This window comes from Bradyrhizobium sp. DOA1 (assembly GCF_001593325.1).
GTDB lineage: Bacteria > Pseudomonadota > Alphaproteobacteria > Rhizobiales > Xanthobacteraceae > Bradyrhizobium.
Genome location: NZ_JXJM01000001.1, coordinates 5,803,244 through 5,822,743, shown reverse-complemented (window position 1 = coordinate 5,822,743; position 19,500 = coordinate 5,803,244). Strand labels below are relative to the sequence as shown.

At 58.9% G+C, this 19,500-nt stretch carries 11 protein-coding genes, 1 tRNA gene and 1 pseudogene; 7 read left to right on the top strand and 6 right to left on the bottom strand.

Going from position 1 to position 19,500, the window contains the following annotated elements:
- Positions 1-231 carry a DUF3606 domain-containing protein gene (locus SE91_RS26805; RefSeq protein WP_061849776.1) on the bottom strand — a complete coding sequence of 77 codons (231 nt, stop codon included), beginning with the start codon at positions 229-231 and terminating at the stop codon, positions 1-3.
- A gap of 75 nt (positions 232-306) precedes the next feature.
- On the opposite strand from SE91_RS26805, the gene ligD reads away from it, so the two are divergent.
- The 3 genes and pseudogenes from ligD to SE91_RS26790 all read left to right on the top strand — a co-directional run.
- Entirely contained in the window at positions 307-1,227 is a 921-nt protein-coding gene (gene ligD / locus SE91_RS26800) for a non-homologous end-joining DNA ligase (protein ID WP_061849775.1), read from the top strand.
- Positions 1,228-1,673: 446 nt separating this feature from the next.
- Complete coding sequence (locus tag SE91_RS26795; RefSeq protein ID WP_349540902.1) at positions 1,674-2,708, top strand: hypothetical protein; 1,035 nt, start codon at positions 1,674-1,676, stop codon at positions 2,706-2,708.
- Positions 2,709-2,934: 226 nt separating this feature from the next.
- Positions 2,935-3,597: pseudogene (locus SE91_RS26790) on the top strand (LysR substrate-binding domain-containing protein); the annotation flags it as partial.
- An 851-nt stretch (positions 3,598-4,448) separates the two neighbouring features.
- On the opposite strand, the gene SE91_RS26785 reads toward SE91_RS26790, so the two are convergent.
- Positions 4,449-4,524, bottom strand: a tRNA-Ile gene (locus tag SE91_RS26785).
- A gap of 1,646 nt (positions 4,525-6,170) precedes the next feature.
- On the opposite strand from SE91_RS26785, the gene SE91_RS26780 reads away from it, so the two are divergent.
- Both SE91_RS26780 and rpoN read left to right on the top strand, forming a co-directional pair.
- Complete coding sequence (locus tag SE91_RS26780; protein ID WP_061849773.1) at positions 6,171-6,548, top strand: hypothetical protein; 378 nt, start codon at positions 6,171-6,173, stop codon at positions 6,546-6,548.
- A 709-nt stretch (positions 6,549-7,257) separates the two neighbouring features.
- Positions 7,258-8,853 (top strand): RNA polymerase factor sigma-54, encoded by a 1,596-nt coding sequence (rpoN, locus tag SE91_RS26775; protein WP_061849772.1) that lies wholly within the window; start codon positions 7,258-7,260, stop codon positions 8,851-8,853.
- Positions 8,854-9,338: 485 nt separating this feature from the next.
- Here rpoN and groL read toward each other — a convergent pair whose 3' ends face one another.
- Together groL and SE91_RS26765 are read right to left on the bottom strand one after the other, a co-directional pair.
- Positions 9,339-10,979, bottom strand: a complete 1,641-nt coding sequence (groL, locus tag SE91_RS26770; protein WP_061849771.1) for a chaperonin GroEL — start codon at positions 10,977-10,979, stop codon at positions 9,339-9,341.
- Between the two features lie 81 nt (positions 10,980-11,060).
- Complete coding sequence (locus tag SE91_RS26765) at positions 11,061-11,375, bottom strand: co-chaperone GroES (RefSeq protein WP_061849770.1); 315 nt, start codon at positions 11,373-11,375, stop codon at positions 11,061-11,063.
- A 2,514-nt stretch (positions 11,376-13,889) separates the two neighbouring features.
- On the opposite strand from SE91_RS26765, the gene SE91_RS35700 reads away from it, so the two are divergent.
- Complete coding sequence (locus SE91_RS35700; RefSeq protein WP_082813836.1) at positions 13,890-14,492, top strand: cytochrome P450; 603 nt, start codon at positions 13,890-13,892, stop codon at positions 14,490-14,492.
- 182 nt (positions 14,493-14,674) lie between these two features.
- Here the strand turns inward: SE91_RS35700 and SE91_RS26760 are convergent, their stop codons facing one another.
- Both SE91_RS26760 and SE91_RS26755 read right to left on the bottom strand, forming a co-directional pair.
- Positions 14,675-15,061 carry a response regulator transcription factor gene (locus SE91_RS26760; RefSeq protein WP_061849769.1) on the bottom strand — a complete coding sequence of 129 codons (387 nt, stop codon included), beginning with the start codon at positions 15,059-15,061 and terminating at the stop codon, positions 14,675-14,677.
- 88 nt (positions 15,062-15,149) lie between these two features.
- Entirely contained in the window at positions 15,150-15,821 is a 672-nt protein-coding gene (locus SE91_RS26755) for a response regulator transcription factor (RefSeq protein WP_061849768.1), read from the bottom strand.
- Positions 15,822-17,672: 1,851 nt separating this feature from the next.
- Between SE91_RS26755 and SE91_RS26750 the strand changes: the two genes are divergently transcribed.
- A complete protein-coding gene (locus SE91_RS26750) occupies positions 17,673-19,091 on the top strand; it encodes an MATE family efflux transporter (RefSeq protein ID WP_245318547.1) in 1,419 nt (472 codons plus the stop codon).
- Positions 19,092-19,500: the final 409 nt, after the last annotated feature.

The window sequence follows — 19,500 nt, the reverse complement described above, 5'->3', positions numbered from 1 at the left end:
CTAGCGGCCGAGACGCTTCTCCACTTGCTTGCGGCTGTTGCCGACCTTCTTGACGGCCTTCTTCACGGCCGATGCGGAGCGGCCGGTCTTCTTCGCTTCGTAGCGGACCTCGTAGTCCTGTCCCTTGGCGACCCGTGCCCGGTCCTGCTTGCGTCCACGCGCGGTCTTCTTCTTCGCTGCCGCCGTCGGCTCCTCCTCTTGCGAACTTTGATGAAGAACGCAACGCCGCAAGGATTCGCGGGTTCCGGAAACGAATCCTGCCGCTCGGGCTTTGAGTCCGCCAGTTGTTGAGGTGGAGTTCGTTGCGTGGCGTTTCAGCGGCGTAAACCGGCGGCGATTGGCGTGAAGGCGCCGTTTCCCGGCTTCGTAGAACCGGCGTTGGCATCATCGATCGAGAGGGTGCCGTCCGGAGCGCGATGGATTCATGAAATCAAGTTCGATGGCTACCGCGTCCAGGTTCATTTGGCGAACGAAGCCGTGAAGGTCTTCACCCGCCGCGGTCACGACTGGACCAACCGCATCAAGAAAGTCGCCGACGACGCTTGGCACATCAAGGCGGGGTCGGCGATCGTGGACGGCGAAGTCGTGGTCCCCGCTGCGGACGGCACCACGGACTTCTCGGTCCTTCAGAACGAACTGAAAGGCAGGTCGACCAGCATCGTACTGGTCGCCTTCGATCTCCTGTACCTGAACGGCCGCGACCTCCGTAAGCTGCCGCTCTTCCAGCGCAAAGCCGAACTCAAGAAGATCGTCGGCGGCACCGAAATCCAGTTCAGCGAAAGCTTCGAGATTGAAGGCCGCGAGATGTTCGCGCACGCCTGCAAGATCGGACTGGAGGGAGTGGTCTCGAAGGTTCGCGACAGCGCGTACGCCAGCGGCCGGGGCAACAACTGGGTCAAGAAGACCTGTGCCCAGCGGGAGACGCTGGCGATCGCGGGCTTCGCGCTCGACGAGGGAAAGTGGGACGGCATCTACCTTGGCCGCCGAAAGGGCAGCGACCTGGTCTACGCCGGCAAGGTCGACCACGGCTTCGACAAGACCTCGGCCGCCGAGCTCCGGCGGCGACTGGAGCCGCTTGTCCGGAAGACCCAGCCCTACGCGAAGCGGATCGCCCACAAGGGTGTCTGGGTCGAGCCGAAGCTGCTCGCCGAGATCGAGTATCGGGCGAAGTCAGCCGAAGGAAAGGTCCGGCACCCGTTCTACAAGGGCCTTCGCGAAGACTTGTGATGGCCCAGGCGGATGCCTCGAACCAAATCGGCGACTCCGGATTGACACGCATGCACGAGGAGAAAAACCGGAATATCCAACTTCGTAACCTTGCTGGTCGAAGACGATCCGCTGCAGCGGGAGATCATGTCCGACCTGCTCCGGGACGAAGGTTTCGAAGTTGTCGAGTGCGCGACGGCCGAAGCGGCGGAGCTCATCGTTGCTTCGAGCCGGCAACATGACGGGAGCGGACTTGGCCCAATACGCGCGAGGGCGCCACCCTTGGCTCAACATCATCGCAATATCCGGCACCGTGGTCGATCGCCTGCCGCCGCGAACGGCCTTCCTGCAGAAACCCTTCGTCCCCCGCCAACTTCTTGATGCGGTCAGAGCCTGACAGCTGACAGGATTAGACCACGACGCCATGCTCAGACGAGGCGGCCAAGCCGACACAGCAGCGCACCTCGATGACTCGTCGTCATCCCCCGCCTCACGCATCGTCGGTGACTCGACCACATGCAGTGGGACGTCGAGATCGCCCGCAAGGATGGCTCGATGCGTGGTCTCCCAAGTTTCATCCGAGGAACTTACCGCCGGACAGCGCATTTCTTGGGCATCAAGTTCTCAAGGAAGGAAACGACATGGCTGAAGGATTCGCACAAACGGCGGCAGAGGAGACCGTCGAACCGTCGCTCGCCGGCGTGTCCTGGGCGGCCGTATTGGCGGGCGCTGCGGCTTCGCTCGCAATAACCCTCGTGCTGCTGTCCTTCGGCATGGGCTTCGCGGTCGTGTCGCCGTGGGGCAATTCCGGGGTGTCGGCGACGACGTTCAAGATCGGCACCGGTCTCTATTTCATCGTGATGGCGATGTTGTCGTCCGCGATCGGCGGCTATCTCGCCGGCCGTCTCCGGACGAAGTGGGTCGGCGTCCACACGACCGAGGTCCTGTTCAGGGACACCGCCCACGGCTTCCTGGCCTGGGCGGTCGCGTCCGTGCTCGGAGCCGTGCTGCTGGCCTCGCCCGCCAGCACGCTTCTCGGCAATGCTCTCGGCGGCGCCGTCCAGGGCGCGGCAAGCGCGACGAACTCCGGGCCGATGGCGGGTTACGTCGATACGCTGCTGCGTCCCAACGATCCGTCCGCACAGGCACAGGGGCAATCCGATCCGCGGCCAGAGATGGTGCGCCTGCTGACCACCGACTTCCGTACCGGAAGCAATGTGAACGCGAACGATAAGGCCTACATCGCCAAAGTGGTGGCCGCGCGCACCGGCCTCAGCCAGGCCGACGCCGAGAAGCGCGTGAACGACGTCGTGATCCAAGCCAAGACCGACCTCGAGGCCGCTCGCAAGGCCGCGATGCAAACGGCCATCTGGCTGACGCTGTCGCTGTTCATCGGTGCATTTTCCGCAACCCTCGCCGCCATGGAAGGCGGCGGACTTCGGGACGGGACATGGGGAAAGAAGCGCTACGCAATCACTCAATCATCGCTGGCAAGAAACTGAGGAGAGAGAACCATGCCCATTCTGCTTTGGCTCGTTGGAATTCCGATCCCGCTTATCATTCTGATCATGCTTCTGCGCTGAGATCCTGGCCGCCGCGCGCTTTAAGCGTGCGGTGGTCGCCTTGCCGCGCCGGTTCACATTCGACCGCGGATTCGCGGCATCAAGTGCGATCGAACTATGGGCGAGAACGGGCGTTTATCGACCATGTCAGACGCGTTCGACTAATGAGACCCGCGTCTTCGGCCGCGACCAAGGCGTGCGCGGTCTGTTGCGGGTGACGCTTCCACCGTTCCTCGCGACGCACCTTCTGATGCCGGACTTCGCCGAGTTCGCGCGCCTGCATCCCGACATCGAGATGGAAGTCCTTTCGACCGGCGAGGTGGCGAACCTCACCAACAGGGAAGCCGACGTCGCGGTCCGCAACGTCGGCGACCGCAAGAACCTGGCGCTCAATCTTCACGGCCTCAAGGGTCCGGAGATGTACGGCGGCGTCTACATGTCCCGCGATCGACTGGCCGCGTGGCGAAAGGGCGCGACAGACCCGCTCCGGTGGATCGTCGTGAACGACGACGAGCTGCCAGGTTGGGTTCGCAAAGGAGCGGTCCGCACCACTGGGTCGCCGTTCAAGACCCCGGACGCAGGAGCCCAGATTGTCGCGGCACGGCAAGGGATCGGGATGACGAGACTCCCGTGCTTCGTCGGAGACGCCGATCCTTCGTTGATCAGGGTGCCGGGCATCGACCTGCACATGTATGGAACACTCTGGCTTCTTACCCAGGGCGAGACGCGCAAGACCAAGCGCGTGCGGCTCTTCACGGAATTCCTATCCAAGAGGCTTGCCAATCACTCTTCTCTGCTGGCTGGACTATCCGTCGCGCGGGATCGATGAGCGGGCGTCGCCCTAAAACATTAGGCCCGAATGCCTCGAGGCTCCTCGAAATCGACCGAGATTGACGCCCCGAATCGCCGAGCGGGTGGTACACGGCGGTGGTCACAAATCACGGCCGGGCTATTTAGGAATCCTGGTTTTGCGGCGGAATTCGCGCAATTGCGGCCCAGGGGGAGAGAGTCCCACTCTCTCCGCCAGGGCCACCTGACCGAGCGAGAGGTGTTCGCGGCTCTGAACTGCTCGCTAGGCATGCCCGATTGCGCCGGCGACCGCGCAGCGCATTAGGAACGAATTGCCTCCGGCTTGGTCGATGGGCGTGCCGGGCCATTTGCCCCGATGCATCCGGAGATGCTTTCTCGACTGTCGGTGATGGAATGGCCAGAAGCTGCACGTCGCCGGCGTGACGGTGCCCGAGAAACATTCGAGGCTTTTGCGCGGTATCGTGTCACACGGCCTAGCCGGGGCGGTCTTGAAAAAATCCCGCGGCGCTTCCAACCACCTTCTGCGCAGAAAAGGCAGGGCGGCGCGAATGCCTTCCCGATGAGATCGATGCTGGCCTCGCGATCGCTCGAATCCTGCATTTGCACCACGACGCGCCCCGCCTGCAAAAAGGCGCTTCATGACTTCCTCGATAGGTGATTGTCCCGATTGCTCAGATGTCGGACGAGGGTGAGAGCCTAATTAGACCCCCCTGACTTTTTCCGAGCTCAAAAATTGACGAAAAAAATCGATGGAAATTTGTTAGTGCTGTCAGGAGGATCCGAGATCGAGTCGTTTTCAAAACGAAATCGAGTCGTTCTTAAAGCGGAAATCGAGTCGTTTTCAAAGTGTCCGCACATGGTTGATGACGTTGGTGGGCCCGGCAGGACTCGAACCTGCAACCAGACCGTTATGAGCGGCCGGCTCTGACCATTGAGCTACGGGCCCGCTGCGACGTGGCTTCCAACGTGATACTCTGGGCGGCATAGACCGACAAGTCTTCATGACGCCTGGGCGGGATAGGCTGAGATCTGCGCTGCGACCACGTCCGCGCACAATCCGAGATCATGGATCGAGTGATGCCTGCCACAGAAGATCAGTGATTCACAACGTGTCGGACTGCGATGCGATCAATAGCTGCCCATTAGCGAACAGCGCCAAAACCTGCCCGTCGTTCTAAGCGAATAGGTGCATCTTGATGCAGTCCACAATCTCGCGTGTCGTGAGAGTGCCTGCACAGCCGAATACGGAAACTACGTCTGCGTATTGTGAGGATCGTTTGCCGATTGATGAGATGGCCGGTCATTGCGAACGGTTGAGATACCTTCATCGAATACACTCGTTGGAGGGTTCAAGGTAAGTTGGCGTCAGAGGCACTCGCCAATCGTGATGACCCCATGTGCAGGAGTAAGATTCACCGATAGGTAGGATATGATGACGAGCCTAGCGCGATCGCAGTGGTCTCAAAATGTGGCCTGGTCAGGTGGAAATGGATGGGGCGGACTCTATGTCATCTAGACGGACACGGCGGTCCGCCCCAACATCACGGCGACGGCTCCGTAATGGTATTGCACATCAAGCAAGCTCTATGCCGAACTGAGACCCCCAGAACTTGCTGGTGCATCGAACTTGAAATGATCCGAAGATAGTCAGTCGTATGCAGCGTCAATTCAAGATCTTGCGCGCGTTGTCTGCAAGAGAGGCTCTGCAAATTGCGGCGCCTCAGTGAATCATTTTCTGTCTCTGCTGCGCTCTTAATGGCTGCCTTGCCATAGTGTGCCTGGTGAGCGCGTTACTCTCCGAGCGGCATATGAGTGCGAAACGGCTTACGGTCTCACCCCGCTCGCAGGTACCCCTGCCGCGAGCGTTCTAACTGAGACCTGAAGAGTTGCCTGGCCGCACTGATTGCGGTCTGCATCGCGCGCCTAGGCGAGGCTTCCTGCTCCTCTCTCTTTGAGCGCTTTGCTGGCCTGTCTGGGTGGAGGCGGCGAAACTCTAACCTACCCCGAAGGGACGGCTGTCAAGCAAGCTACCAAACTCTGCTGAGCCAAGAGGGCTCCGCGGGGTGTCTCTTAAACAACGTCGCGAGTTCCTTCTCTCAATAGGGGATCTCTGGTCCTCGCTATTTTAAGCCCCTATTCGAAAGAGGATGAATCGAACGTGGCGTCAGGTTGTAAGCAAGATGCGAGAACGACGGCCACTCGAATATTACAAATCGCTCCACGTCTTGCGGAATGCTCGGCGGGCAACATTGTAGGATTCACGACAGGAGGTGACCGACGCAAGTCGACGCTCTGGGCGGCCGCGTTCCTTTTCGCGTCTACATTTGTCGCCGAGCCACACGCTGCGCAAGCTGAGCCTGCTAGCGACAGTCTGAATTGGTTGTCCAGCACGAAATCAAACGGCGCCTCCGCAGTCGCCGTCAAAAGGTCGATCTCTCCGTTTGGGACACGTGGATCAGACGACCTGACTGTGGCGCACGAGCCCACCACGACGTGGGATTTGCTAGCGGAGAAAGCGGCTAATGGCGGCAACGTGCCGCAATCCTCTGGCGTTGCCTGGGCTGCAGCCACCGCCCCCGGCCCAGACTCTTTTTGGACAAAGCCGCGGTGGACCCGCGCTTTGATTCGGGCGAGCAGAGTAGCAAGATCACAACTTCGCTCATCAAGTCGGTGCCGCTGCAGAGCGATTATTCGCCGGCATTGCAGATTGAAGGCGGTCTGATCCAGAAGGGTCAGATGCCGCTCCTCGGCATGCTCGGGCAAGGGACGCGCAACTATGAGATTCATCACTCGGCCAAAGTGACAATCACCGGTATCGGCACGGGCTTTGTCGTTGGCCAAGCCATGTCGACCACCGACGACAAATGGCTGCGTAGCTTCGGCGTCGAGCAGACGCTCTTCAAGGGGGGCACGATCTCCATCGACATCGGAGAGACCGCACAGATGTCCTCAATGAGGACGTTTCGTTAAGCGGCGGGCATTCCGTTCGGCAGGAAGCAGACGTCGCCATAGCATTCGGCGGTTAAATGGCGAGGTTTCGTTGATGGATAGAGAACCTGCGGGATCGCGGATGCATCCGTAAGCTCTTATGTTCCAATTTTGACTAAGCGTCTACACATAGCGGCGCTTGTCCGATTCGGACGTTTCTAGACGAACGGGCGACACGGAAGCCGCGATGGTACGTAAGCAATTCGTGTTTATTGGAATGGCAATGGGCAGCATAACAAGTCGGGAATGAAGAAGCGCTAGTCCATGAAGCCCACCTTGCACTAAAGACCTCAGTGCGACTGTCGGGCTCGATGGATTTCTGGCTTGCGATGCCATTCGACGTGTCGTGCGTCCTGGCGGCTTCCAGACATTCCTTGGTGAGGTTCTCGACAATCTGAGGCGCGCAAGTGCCAGCCATTGCCGAACTGGCGCGGACGAAAGTGCAGCGACCAGCGTTTGTTAGGCGACCCCAGGATCCAAGCCGGGATTCACACAGCTCGCGGACGCCGAATCCTTGCTCACGATTGTCGGTGGACCCCATTGATGTGGCGACGGTGCGCCCGCGAGCGGGCGTGGCTGCGCCGAGAGTGATGATGGTTCTTCGAGAGCCGTGACTCAGTACCGAAGTTGTTGTCGTGCACTTCAGCTCTATGATAAGCAGGAATTGGACCAGCTTTGAAAGGATTGCGTTATGAGTCTGACGCAGAGATTTGAGTTTCGGCAGTCGCTGGTGATAACGCCGCAGTTGATGCAGGCGATCAAGATGCTGCAATTGTCTAATCTAGATCTCACGACCTTCGTCGAGGAAGAGCTAGAACGCAATCCGCTGCTCGAGCCCGCTGACGACAATGAGCGCGCAACCAGTGATGTTTCTGACGAAGCCAGCTTATTTAGGGACCGCGAGGAAAGCGGAGGCGAGGACCATGAGCCCTCGGGCGTGACCGCCGAAGCGTTTGAGATCGGCCAGGAAGAATGGCCGAACTCTGATATCGGCAGCCGTATTGAGATCGAACACAACGTTGTTTCTGAAGAAGCTGCCGAGGCGGGCGTTCGCAACACCCAGGATGCACCCACGAGCGTATACCCTGAATGGGGCGGCGGCGCCTCCGGTGACGATGACTACAATCTCGAAGCCTTCGTCGCGGCAGAGACGACACTTTCCGACCATCTCGCCGAGCAGCTCGTGGTCGCGTTCGTCGCGCCGGCGCAGCGCATGATCGGGCAGTATCTGATCGATCTCGTCGACGAGGCCGGCTATCTGCCGCCCGATCTTGGCGGGGCTGCCGAAAGGCTTGGCGCAACGCAAAAGGACGTCGAGGACGTTCTTGCCGTGCTACAGAAATTCGACCCGCCCGGCGTCTGCGCACGTAGCTTAAGCGAATGCCTGGCGATCCAGCTTCGCGAGCTTGACCGCTACGATCCCGCGATGCAGGCGCTCGTCGAGCATCTCGATCTCCTCGCCAAGCGCGACATCGCGAGCTTGCGCGAACTCTGCGGCGTCGACGACGAGGATATCGCCGACATGATCGGCGAGATCCGCCGCCTTAATCCGAAGCCCGGCATGAAGTTCGGCTCCGCGCGCCTGCAGACCATGGTGGCGGACGTCTATGTTCGTTCGGGTCCCGACGGCGGCTGGCATGTCGAGCTCAACAGCGACACCTTGCCGCGCGTGCTCGTGAACCAGACCTATTACACCGAGCTGTCAAAGAGGATCGGCAAGGACGGCGACAAATGCTATTTCGCCGATGCCTTGCAGAACGCGACCTGGCTGGTGCGCGCACTCGATCAGCGCGCCCGCACCATCCTGAAGGTCGCGACCGAGATCGTGCGCCAGCAGGACGGCTTCTTCACCCATGGTGTCGCGCACTTGAGGCCGCTCAACCTGAAAGCGGTAGCCGAGGCTATCGAGATGCATGAATCGACTGTCTCGCGCGTCAGCGCCAACAAATACATCGCGACGAATCGCGGCACGTTCGAGCTGAAATATTTCTTCAGCGCACCGATTGCATCGGCCGATGGGGGCGAGGCGCATTCCGCCGAAGCCGTCCGCCACCACATCAAGCAGCTGATCGATACGGAGGAGCCTTCCGCAACCCTGTCCGACGACACGATCGTCGAACGGTTGCGTGCGTCCGGTATTGAAATCGCCCGGCGCACGGTTGCTAAGTACCGCGAAGCCATGCGCATTCCCTCTTCGGTACAACGTCGTCGCGACAAGCAGAGCACCCTTGATAACGTCCTCTCCATCGCCCTGTCCGATCGTTCCCGCAACACCGAGCCGGCCTGATTGCGCTCAAAGCTAAATCATGATCCGGACCTGAAGGCCCGCGTTAGCGCAAAGTGTGAAGCGGTTTTCCGGAAAAGATCATGCGCAGACAACAACCTAAAGCGCGATGACGATTCATCCTCATCTCATCACGCTTTAGGCATCGATCAAGCCAGCCGTTGCCTCAGCTGCGAGACCTATGGGTGTATCGAGACTATTACGGGCTGTCAGCCAGGCTTTCGTGACTGGAGACAACTGGGATAGTCACATGATACCTGCCTATGGACAATCTCGTCGGGCGCATCAGCCGCATATTTTGGTCAATGGGGCACGAGGACGACTCGTGCACGGAACGATTTTTGACAGAAGCTAAGATGAGGGACTTCTAGAAAGGGGGCATTCCAAGATCGCGTTTCGTGCGCCCGGAGAGGAGTGGAAAAGCGAGCTGAAAACAAAAACCCCGGCATTGCTGCCGGGGTTTCGTATTTCTGTTGAAAGCGTAGGACTTAGAAGTCCATGCCGCCCATGCCGCCGCCCGGGGGCATGGCGGGGCCGGCAGCGGCCTTCTTCGGCAGCTCGGCGACCATGGCCTCGGTGGTGATCAGCAGCGCCGCCACGGAGGAGGCGTTCTGGATCGCGGTGCGGACCACCTTGGTCGGGTCGATGATGCCCTTCGAGACCAAGTTGCCGTACTCGTTGGCCTGGGAGTCGAAGCCATAGGCGTACTGATCCTTCTCCAGGATCTTACCGACGATCACCGAGCCGTCTTCACCGGCGTTGATCACGATCTGGCGGGCCGGCCAGGACAGCGCCTTGCGCACGATCTCGACGCCGGTCTTCTGGTCGTCGTTCTTGGTGCGAAGGTTCTTAAGCTGCTCGGTCGCGCGGAGCAGGGCGACGCCGCCGCCCGGCAGGATGCCTTCCTCGACAGCCGCGCGGGTCGCATGCATCGCGTCATCAACGCGATCCTTGCGCTCCTTCACCTCGACCTCGGTCGCGCCGCCGACGCGAATCACCGCGACGCCGCCAGCGAGCTTGGCAAGACGCTCCTGGAGCTTCTCACGGTCGTAGTCCGAGGTGGTTTCCTCGATCTGCGCCTTGATCTGGGCCACGCGCGCTTCGATGTCGGCCTTCTTGCCGGCGCCGTTGACGATCGTGGTGTTCTCCTTATCGATTATCACCTTCTTGGCGCGGCCGAGCATGTTGAGCGTGACGTTCTCGAGCTTGATGCCGAGATCTTCCGAGATCGCCTGGCCGCCGGTCAGGACCGCGATGTCCTGCAGCATGGCCTTGCGGCGATCGCCGAAGCCGGGAGCCTTGACTGCCGCGACCTTCAGGCCGCCGCGCAGACGGTTCACGACCAGGGTCGCGAGCGCTTCGCCCTCGACGTCCTCGGCGACGATGACCAGGGGCTTGCCGCTCTGCACCACGGCCTCCAGCAGCGGCAGCAGCTCGTTCAGCGAGGAGAGCTTCTTCTCGTTGATGAGGATGTAGGCGTCGTCCATCTCAACGCGCATCTTCTCCGCGTTGGTGACGAAGTAGGGCGAGATGTAGCCGCGGTCGAACTGCATGCCCTCGACGACGTCGAGCTCGGTCTCGAGCGACTTGGCTTCCTCGACGGTGATGACACCCTCGTTGCCGACCTTCTTCATGGCGTCGGCAAGGAATTCGCCGATCTCCGCGTCGCCGTTGGCGGAAATCGTGGCGACCTGGGCGATCTCTTCGTTCGAGGTGACCTTCTTGGAGTTCTTCTGGAGGTCCGCGACGACGGCGTCGACGGCGAGGTCGATACCGCGTTTGAGATCCATCGGGTTCATGCCGGCGGCAACCGCTTTGGCGCCTTCACGGACGATCGCAGCCGCGAGCACGGTGGCGGTGGTGGTGCCGTCGCCGGCCGCATCAGCGGATTTGGAGGCGACTTCGCGCACCATCTGGGCGCCCATATTCTCGAACTTGTCGTCGAGCTCGATCTCCTTGGCGACGGTGACGCCGTCCTTGGTGATGCGGGGGGCGCCGAACGACTTGTCGAGCACGACGTTACGACCCTTCGGGCCGAGCGTGACGTTCACGGCATTGGCGAGGACGTCGACGCCGCGCAGCATGCGGTCGCGGGCGTCGACGCCGAATTTCACTTCTTTGGATGACATATTAGTTTCCCTGAGTTGTTCCATCTCACCCTTGGCGCCCGGCAGGCATTCCTCAGAGGTGAGCGATGCGAGCGGGTTGAATTAAGCGACCTTCTTCTTGGCCGACACGTCGGTGAGAACGCCCATGATGTCGCTTTCCTTCATGATCAAGAGCTCCTGGCCGTCGATCTTAACCTCAGTGCCTGACCACTTGCCGAACAGCACACGATCACCGACGCCCAGATCGATCGCGATCAGTTTGCCGCTCTCGTCGCGGCCACCGGGGCCAACGGCAATCACTTCGCCCTGGGAGGGCTTTTCCTTGGCCGTATCGGGAATGATGATGCCGCCAGCGGTCTTCTCTTCTGCGTCGATGCGCTTGACTACGACGCGATCATGAAGCGGACGAAAGTGCATGCAGTCCTCCTAAAACATTTGCAGGAGTTGAGGATTTCAACGTTGTTAGCAGTCTGTGCCCGCGAGTGCTAACGCAGGCGCAGCTGAAATAGGATGGGGTTCTTTTGGGAGCAAGGGCTGCCAGCAAAAAATCAGCTCTCATAAGCGTGTCTATCTGAATCATTAGCGTTGCTAACTGGCCCGCGCGCAATGAGCGCAGTGTGACTGCTCGGCCGAGGTCTGCACGATGTCGCGACGGATGATCTAGGCCTGGAAGAATCTGCCGGAGATTAGTGCCTCGAGATTCTTCGTCATCGCTAATGCCATTCATCTGATTGACTGCTGGGATACCGGCTCCGACTGAAGCGAACGCTAGCGCTGATGAACGCGCTGGCAACAGGAGTTCGCCGTGGCTTGCTTCAGTGGACCGGATTCTCGTCGAGTTACCGCCATGTCCGCAACAGCGAGAGAGCGTGAACAGGTTCGCTGATGCCCCTCATTCTGATCTCGGAAATAAGCGCCATATTTATCTTGCTCAATCGCTAACTTTGGCAGTTGACAACAGCTGGATGAAAGCGGCGAGCCGCCGGCGGCAGCCTCTTCGGAGCTGAACGAAATGCGCGGGTTCGAACATAGGCATCACCGACATGAGACAAACCGCGCTATTGCGGAGCGGAAGCCTGGTGCAAATCCCGGCAAAAGCGGATCGGCACGTCCCCAAGCTTCGTACCTCGGCCGAGCGGCCGCGCGAGGGAACTGATTCAACGCCAACACTCTCGCAAAGCTCAATCGCGCTTTATCTACTCTGCGGGGCGATGATGATCGTATACGCATACGTTTCGCGTCCTACGATTGCAACTAGATCCGCCACCGGGAGGCAAAGAGATGCAAGCTACCCCAGTTTCGCAGTACCTTCTTAAGACCGGTCGCGAGAAGAGTGGCGTGAGGGGCGGCACCGACGACTGGATCGGAAATACGCCGAGTCCGCCCCCGCGTCACCCTTGGGAGCGGAGGTGACGCGACTTTGAAGTTAGCAAACAATCCGATCATGCAGCTACTGCAACTATCTCACACCAGGATGGCACGCATACGGGTTGAATCGGCCGCGGCGTTAGGTTGTATGCTGCGGAGCCCTAGAGTGTCCGTCCTGGCTTTGCGCAGAGAACCTGACTGTTGACGACGAGCCCAAGCGACGGACAAAGAAAATTGCAGACAAGGCGAAAGATGCAAGGCTAACATCGATCAGAAACAATAATTCAATTTCGTCGTTAGTAGGACCGCTCAAGGCGACCAAACCAAGGTCTTCAATCTCGATAGTGCGTCAGTCGCCCTCTTTTCTGCTCCTAGGCTTCCCCTCTCGTTGGATAGAATTCATCCATTGCTGCTCGATCGCAATGACCGCGGCAGATTGGTCAGGCGATCGGGACCCCATCTCTTCCAAAACGCGGTTGCGTCTCATGCCGGAGCCCGCGTCTGGTCTGAACTTGACTGAGCTCGTTAGCCTGAGTTCGGTCGGAGCGAAATTCAGGCCGCAACGAATCTAGTTCTCGTCCTTGTCTGTACAGATCCGACTGCGTCAGCCGCTCGATCATTGTTCGACGTCTGACAGCGCGGCACAAGTGTGTGAGATCCAAAACACTTGCGTGCTGTCGCGCCTTCTCGGCTTCTTTGCGAAGCGCGACAAGGCGCTGACAGCTCGCGAGGGACGCTGGCACGACCCTTGCTCCCTCTCACCGTAGACCAATCGAGGCCAGTAGGAAGGAGCTGACCATGAGCAGCACGACAGGATCTTGGGCTTACGGAGAGAAAGCGCCCATGCCAAGTCAAGAGCAGACCAAAACGAAAGAAGTTCGTGGCTCTTCGAGCCGCGGCGGCTTTGGAGCTATGCCGCAGGATGCAAAAGCTGCAGCAAAAGCCGCTAAGGGGCGCTAACGAAATCGGGCGCACGACTGCCCGGTTATGCAGGGCCGAAAGTGCGGTACCGCTGACCTCGCCCTGCCCCTTGACGGCAGGGCGAGGAGGCGTCGCTGCTTTGGCCATTTATAGGAGCTGGCAACCGCAGTTGCTCATTGCATCGCCTAGAATGAATGGGTTGGATGGGAATTGACGGGCTTTTTGCGATATAATGGAGGCCCCAATGCACGATCAGGTGGACTTTGCTGCATTTATGTTGGGAGTAAGCCACACCGATCTGTACAGGTCCCAAAACAGGCGGCCGTCAGATCGTCGTTTTCAACTTTCCTGAATTGGTTCGCCGCTCCTATATAAAGACACTGACTGTTACGATACAAGCGAGCACCACTACAGAAAAATTGTGAATGCATATGCTCCATCGGCGTTCCCACGGCTAAACCTGAAAGCAATTTCCGCCGGTCATGTGAAGCCGTGCGATACAATTCTAGCTGAGCTAAGTCAGAGCGCAGCTGGCTTTCAAGAGCGTGTTGCGCCATTCGTCGCAGATCAAAGCACGGCAGATCAAAGCACGATCGAGATCTCACATGAGATCAAACGCTGGATGCTGATCTTGATGGCCAAATGGCTTTGCCGGGAGACCTGGTCGCGTATGCGATGATCCGTACGCTGATAAACGCTTTCCACGCATCCGCGACCTTCATAGCCTGGACCTTGATGCTTATTTCGGGAAGCAGTGTCGAAGAGGCCCTGTTTGAAGAAGCGGCGGCAGTCGGACCCGAGTTCGATTTTCGGAATTTTGGATCAGCTTCCAAGCTCCGGACGGCCTTGACGGAAAGCTTGCGACTCTATCGTCCCGCGTGGATGCAAGGCAGACACGTACGGACGAATCACATCGTGTCCGAGATGAACATTCCTCAGGGCAGCGCAGTCATGGTTTGCGCATACTCGCTGCATCGCAATGCAAAATATTGGAATCGTCCTGGGGAGTTTCTGCCGGAAAGGTTTAATGAACGCTCGACCTACGACGCCCGATGCTACCTGCCCTTCGGCGGAGGACACCATCTGCCCCGCATCTGGACTGTCAATTCCAATTTTCAATTGATTCTTGCTTACATGATCTGGCGGTTTCGCTTCACAGTGCATGGAATCGCATGTAAGCCTCGCGGGCTAATTGGGCTGAGATTGCATCCAGGTCTTTGGCTCAAGCTTAGGCCTCGACAGTGAACATCCGCTTTGAGCGGCGGGTGAAGCTTTGGTGCACGTCATGGATTTTCATGAGTGCACCGCCGTCGACGCGATCAACCTACTTGTCACGTCAAAGTGACCGCGAAATGGCTGCTCAACTTGCTGGAATCTCGCAGTCGTGCCTGTTTTAGGACTGATTGCTCTGGGAGCGGCCAAGCCCCTCACGCGGGTGTGCCGCCTGACCTTGATAGCGCAATGGTCAAACACTTGATCAAGCTAGCCGTGGCAAACGGTTTAGCAAGAAAGCAAATCCCGCCAGCCTCGATTGCTCGAGCGCGGACCGCATCGTCTGGGAAGGCCGTGATGAAGATGAACGGCATGCGATAACCGAGGCTTCGCATATGCCTCAGCAGGTCAATTCCGCTCATCAACGACATTTGGACGTCGGTAATCACACAGGACGTCTCTGTCAATTCCGCAGCGCTCAGGAACTCCTCCGCGGAGGCAAAGGCGTGGACCAAGTATCCGTACGATGCCAGAAGGTTGCTGGTGGCGCCGCGAACGGATGGATCGTCGTCGATGACTGAAATGACGGAATGCTTGGGCAAACTGTTTGCTCGAGATCCGGGAAACTGCTCGCCGCGGTTGCGGCCGGCGTTGGAAAGTGAGGGCTCGAAGCAGAATTGAAAAGCATACTTAGGTTTGTACGTTCCCCTTTGGTCGAGAAATCCCGAGAGCTTCACTTATTCTTATGAGCTCAGCCAGCGACTTCGCGCCCATTTTGCGCATGACCTGGCCGCGATAGATTTTGACGGTAATCTCTGCCAGCCCGAGCTCGCCCGCCACCTGCTTGTTCAGCAGGCCGGAGGCGACCAGGGCCAGAACATCGCGCTCGCGTGGGGTCAGACTTTCGAGCCGGGATCGTAGGTCAGAGACTTTTTTTTCGAGATCGCGCCGCTTGCGATCTCGTTCGATCGCGGCCCGCACCGCATCGAGCAGATCCTGCTCGCGTACCGGCTTGGTCAGGAAGTCGACCGCACCGCTCTTCATAGCCTGGACGGTCATGGGAATATCGCCATAACCTGTGATAAAGATGATCGGCGTGTGGATGTTGGCCTCAGCAAGTTCGGACTGCAGATCGAGGCCGCTCGATCCTGGTAGGCGGATGTCGAGAACGAGGCAGCTCGGTACCTCGGGCGGGTTCGCCTGCAAAACCTCCGCGGCAGAGCCAACAGCCTTGACCTTAAGCCCTACTGATTCAAACAGATTTGTAAGAGCCTTGCGCATCGAAGCGTCGTCGTCGACGATCAAGACGATCGGTTCATCGGTATCTGCGCGCGACTGTGGTGTTTGCGAAAACTCGCTCATGATGCACCCTCCTGGTGCACGCGAAGGTTCATGTAAAATGTCACGCTGCATCCCCTTTAAAAGTGCACCAAGCGCGTAAAAGCCGCTAAGAATGCTGGTGCGGCCAAATTATCCAATTTCGCTATCTGGGTCAGTATTGATCGCAAAACTGCCCATTTTGCGACTATATGGGCGATTCGGTCGCGGCAAAAGGACTACAAGCCCCGACCGGGCCCGTGTTGTGCGCGATCGAAGGCCTTGCTGCTCTGCCGCACGCCGCCTGAGGGCCTCACTGCGCCGGCGGTTGGAGGGCCCCAATTCCGTATCCCTGACCGGACTGCGGAGGGGGGCTCGACATTTCTTGCCAGAGATGCCGGTGGCCAGAGAGGACGTCCGCCTTCCACGGGCTTACGTCTTGCGTTCTCGCCGTTTGCGCACGCGACTGTCGCCTCACCAGGCTCTCATGAAACGAGCCGCTTAGGGTCGGCCATCCTGACTCGATCCCTCGCACCAAGAGGTGTCGCTCCCAAAAGGCGTTCTGAGCTAAGGTCTCATTGCGTTCAGCGAGCAGATTCGGATCTTCCCTTCGGGGAGGCGCATTCGTCCTTAACCACCTCGGTCGGCACTTGGGACTCCCCCAAGGAATGCAGCGCTGCCTTCGGTTGAGCGTTGCCTAGCGCCCGCGCCCACTCCTGGACCACCATTCTCCCGGCTGGGTAGCAGTCCCCGCGTCAAGCCCGGCAAGGGGACAGGTCACATTCCGCATTTTTTGCTGATGCCCGCAGAGAGCCGCGTAAGGCAGGGACGGATAATCTTGCAACACGTCTCCTTTGGCTTGGGTGGAATGGGACGAATGGTGGACTTTCCACAACGGCCTGAGGGCCGGCGTCAGTGAGGCTCGCGGCCGTTCTTCGCGGAGAATCCAGTGACCAAAAATAGTATCTCCTATTCTCGGTCGGGCGATTTGCATCGGCTAGATAGACTATCGTCCGGACCATAGGGTGGCGTCAGGACAGAGTCTGACGTGGGTCTCCTTCGCGAAAAACGCTGGCGCGTCTGCAGGGGGAGATCAGCTTAAGCAATGACTTAAGCGCGACGACGCCTATCCCAATCTCATCACGTGTGTGTACCGAACTCCTCCAAGATCCGACGCATGAAGATTAGTGATTCCAGGCCATTCGATCATCTTGCAGCTCACCTTGAATACATAAAAATCCGAGTGATCCAAATCGAAGAAAGGCCAGCCTTCGAGCCCGCATGGGCGGTTTGTCTCACCGACTTTCGGAATCGAGAAGAAGCATTGCTGATCCTGGTTGTCCGATTTGCGACCTGCTGTCAGGGCCAGAACACGTCCGGCTAGCAGATTGCCTTGTAATTCAACGTTCTCGGGTTGGCATAAGCTTTGTATGGCAGGACTTAGTGAGGACAGCCGCTCGAAGGACTCCCAGGTGTGACGAGGATATCAGATGCCGGTGTGCGTGGGCCGCAACTTCGGGATCCTCAACGTCGGCAGCGCCTGGCCCGGCGCTCCTGCGGGATGTTGCCAGCAAGGTTGAGCACGTCGAAATCGAGTTTGCTTCATGACGAGCCAGTGATCCCGATCTCTGTATGCGGGCCATCAACCGCATACTTACAGAAAGTGAGGTGGCGCGCTGGTGCAGACCTAGCTGCTCTCGCCGGTTGGGAGCTGCGGACGAGCACCGAACCTATCGGTGGCGCTGACGCCTGCCGTTTCTGAAGGGACTGGGCAAGACTCTGACGATGCATCGTTCGGCAGCGGTCCCGGCTCGAGGCAGCGGATACTCCTTTCCTAAAGCAGAGATGATAGGGCCGGCGAATTAAACCGGCCAGCGGTGTTGTATGGATAAACGAGTGAAAAAAGAAGTGCTGGACTTCCAGCACAAGCGCACGACACCGTTGGATTATCATCAGCTCGTTATCGAGTTTGCTGAACTTGCGAAGCTCGCGTGGCCAATGGTGCTGACGCAGCTTGGGCAAGTCGTGATGATGACGACCGATCTCGCGCTGATCGGAGGCCTCGGTCCCGAGGCGCTTGCTGCGGCAGCACTGGGTGTCGTGATCTTCCTCATCGGTTTCACACTCGGCGTCGGTTTGCTGGCCCCGATCGCGCCGCTGGCAGCGCAGGCGTTCGGAGCGAAAAACCTGGCCGCGCTCAGACGCACGGTGCGCATGGGACTCTGGGCGGCCCTGCTGCTATCGCTTCCGATCATTGCCTTTGCGCTAAACGGAGAACGAGCACTCCTCACTTTCGGCCAAGCGCCCGAGGTGGCGCGCCTCGCGCAGCAATACCTGCTCGGACTAGCCTTTGGCGTGGTGCCGGCCCTGGGTTTTCACGGGTTTCGCAACTTCATGGCTGCGGTCCACCGGCCGCAGCCGGTTTTGTGGATTACGATTGGGTCCATTCCTCTCAATGGGCTCATGGCTTATTTGCTCATCTATGGGAAGCTTGGCCTGCCGCCACTTGGGCTTTTCGGAGCCGGCCTTGCGAGCAGCTTCGTGAACTTTACGATGTTCTTGGTCGTGTTGTGGTTCGCCACAATGCGCTCCCCTTTCCGCGACTATCACGTGCTGGCGCGGCTGCGGCAATTCGATTGGCCGTTCATGAAGCGTTTAATCGCGATGGGAATTCCGGTCTCATTCATCGTTTTGCTGCAAGGCGGACTTTTTTTGGCCGCGGGGCTCCTGGCCGGCCTCGTCAGCATTAGAGCGCTTACTGCCCATCAGATCGCCCTTCAGGTCGACACGGTCCTATTCGTGGTTCCAGTAGGCATAAGCACGGCGGCGGCCGTGCGCGTCGGTCACGCCGTAGGTCGCCAGGACGGTCCGGGCGTCAAAAGAGCTGGGATCATTGCTATACTCCTTGGCATTATGGCTGCTGCGGTACTGACTATCGCGGTTGTCGCCGTACGGTTTGAAATCGTCGGCCTGTTTGTGGACGATACGACTGAGGGTGCGGGCGCGACGACAGACTTGGCGGCCAACCTCCTTTTGGTCGGCGCGAGCTTCTTTATCAGTGATGCCGCTCAGCACATTGCGGCGGGCGGCTTGCGTGGACTGAAGGACACTCGCATCCCGCTTCTTTTCGCCTGCGTAGCTAATTGGTTAATCGGCTTCACCCTTAGTTACGTGCTCGGTTTGAAGATTGGACTTGGTGCGATTGGTATCTGGATTGGTTTGTCAGTTGGGACGACCATCTACGCGTCTTTTCTCGTGACGCGTTTCCTGCTGCTGGCGAGCAGGTTTGCTCCGCGGTGTCCCGCAACCTCGTAAGTCAGGCATATGGTCAAGCAGAATTCCCAGAACCAGCAACGGGTTTTGGCTTCTCCGTTACCCAAAAGACCCTCCGGTTCGAAATATGATTCTGGTTTCTGACAATCTTGTCATGCGAGCCAAGTGTCGTGCACGCGGAACGATCCTTGTTCAGTGACATTCGATATCAATCGGGCAGCGGCACATCGAAGCACCGAGGCATGCCCTCGCCGAGATTAGTTTGACCGATCGGTCGGCATGTCTCGGCAAGCGAGCGCGCGCCTCGTCGCCCTTCGGTTGGAGGACTTTGATCCCTCGCGGTCACACCACCTGCTTTGTTCCGGATCCGGCCACCCATAGCGGGTGCACTTTCGCTTTCTCTTGGGGCCCGGTCGGTCCGGCGTCGCCAAGGTACGCCTGCCGTGCAACG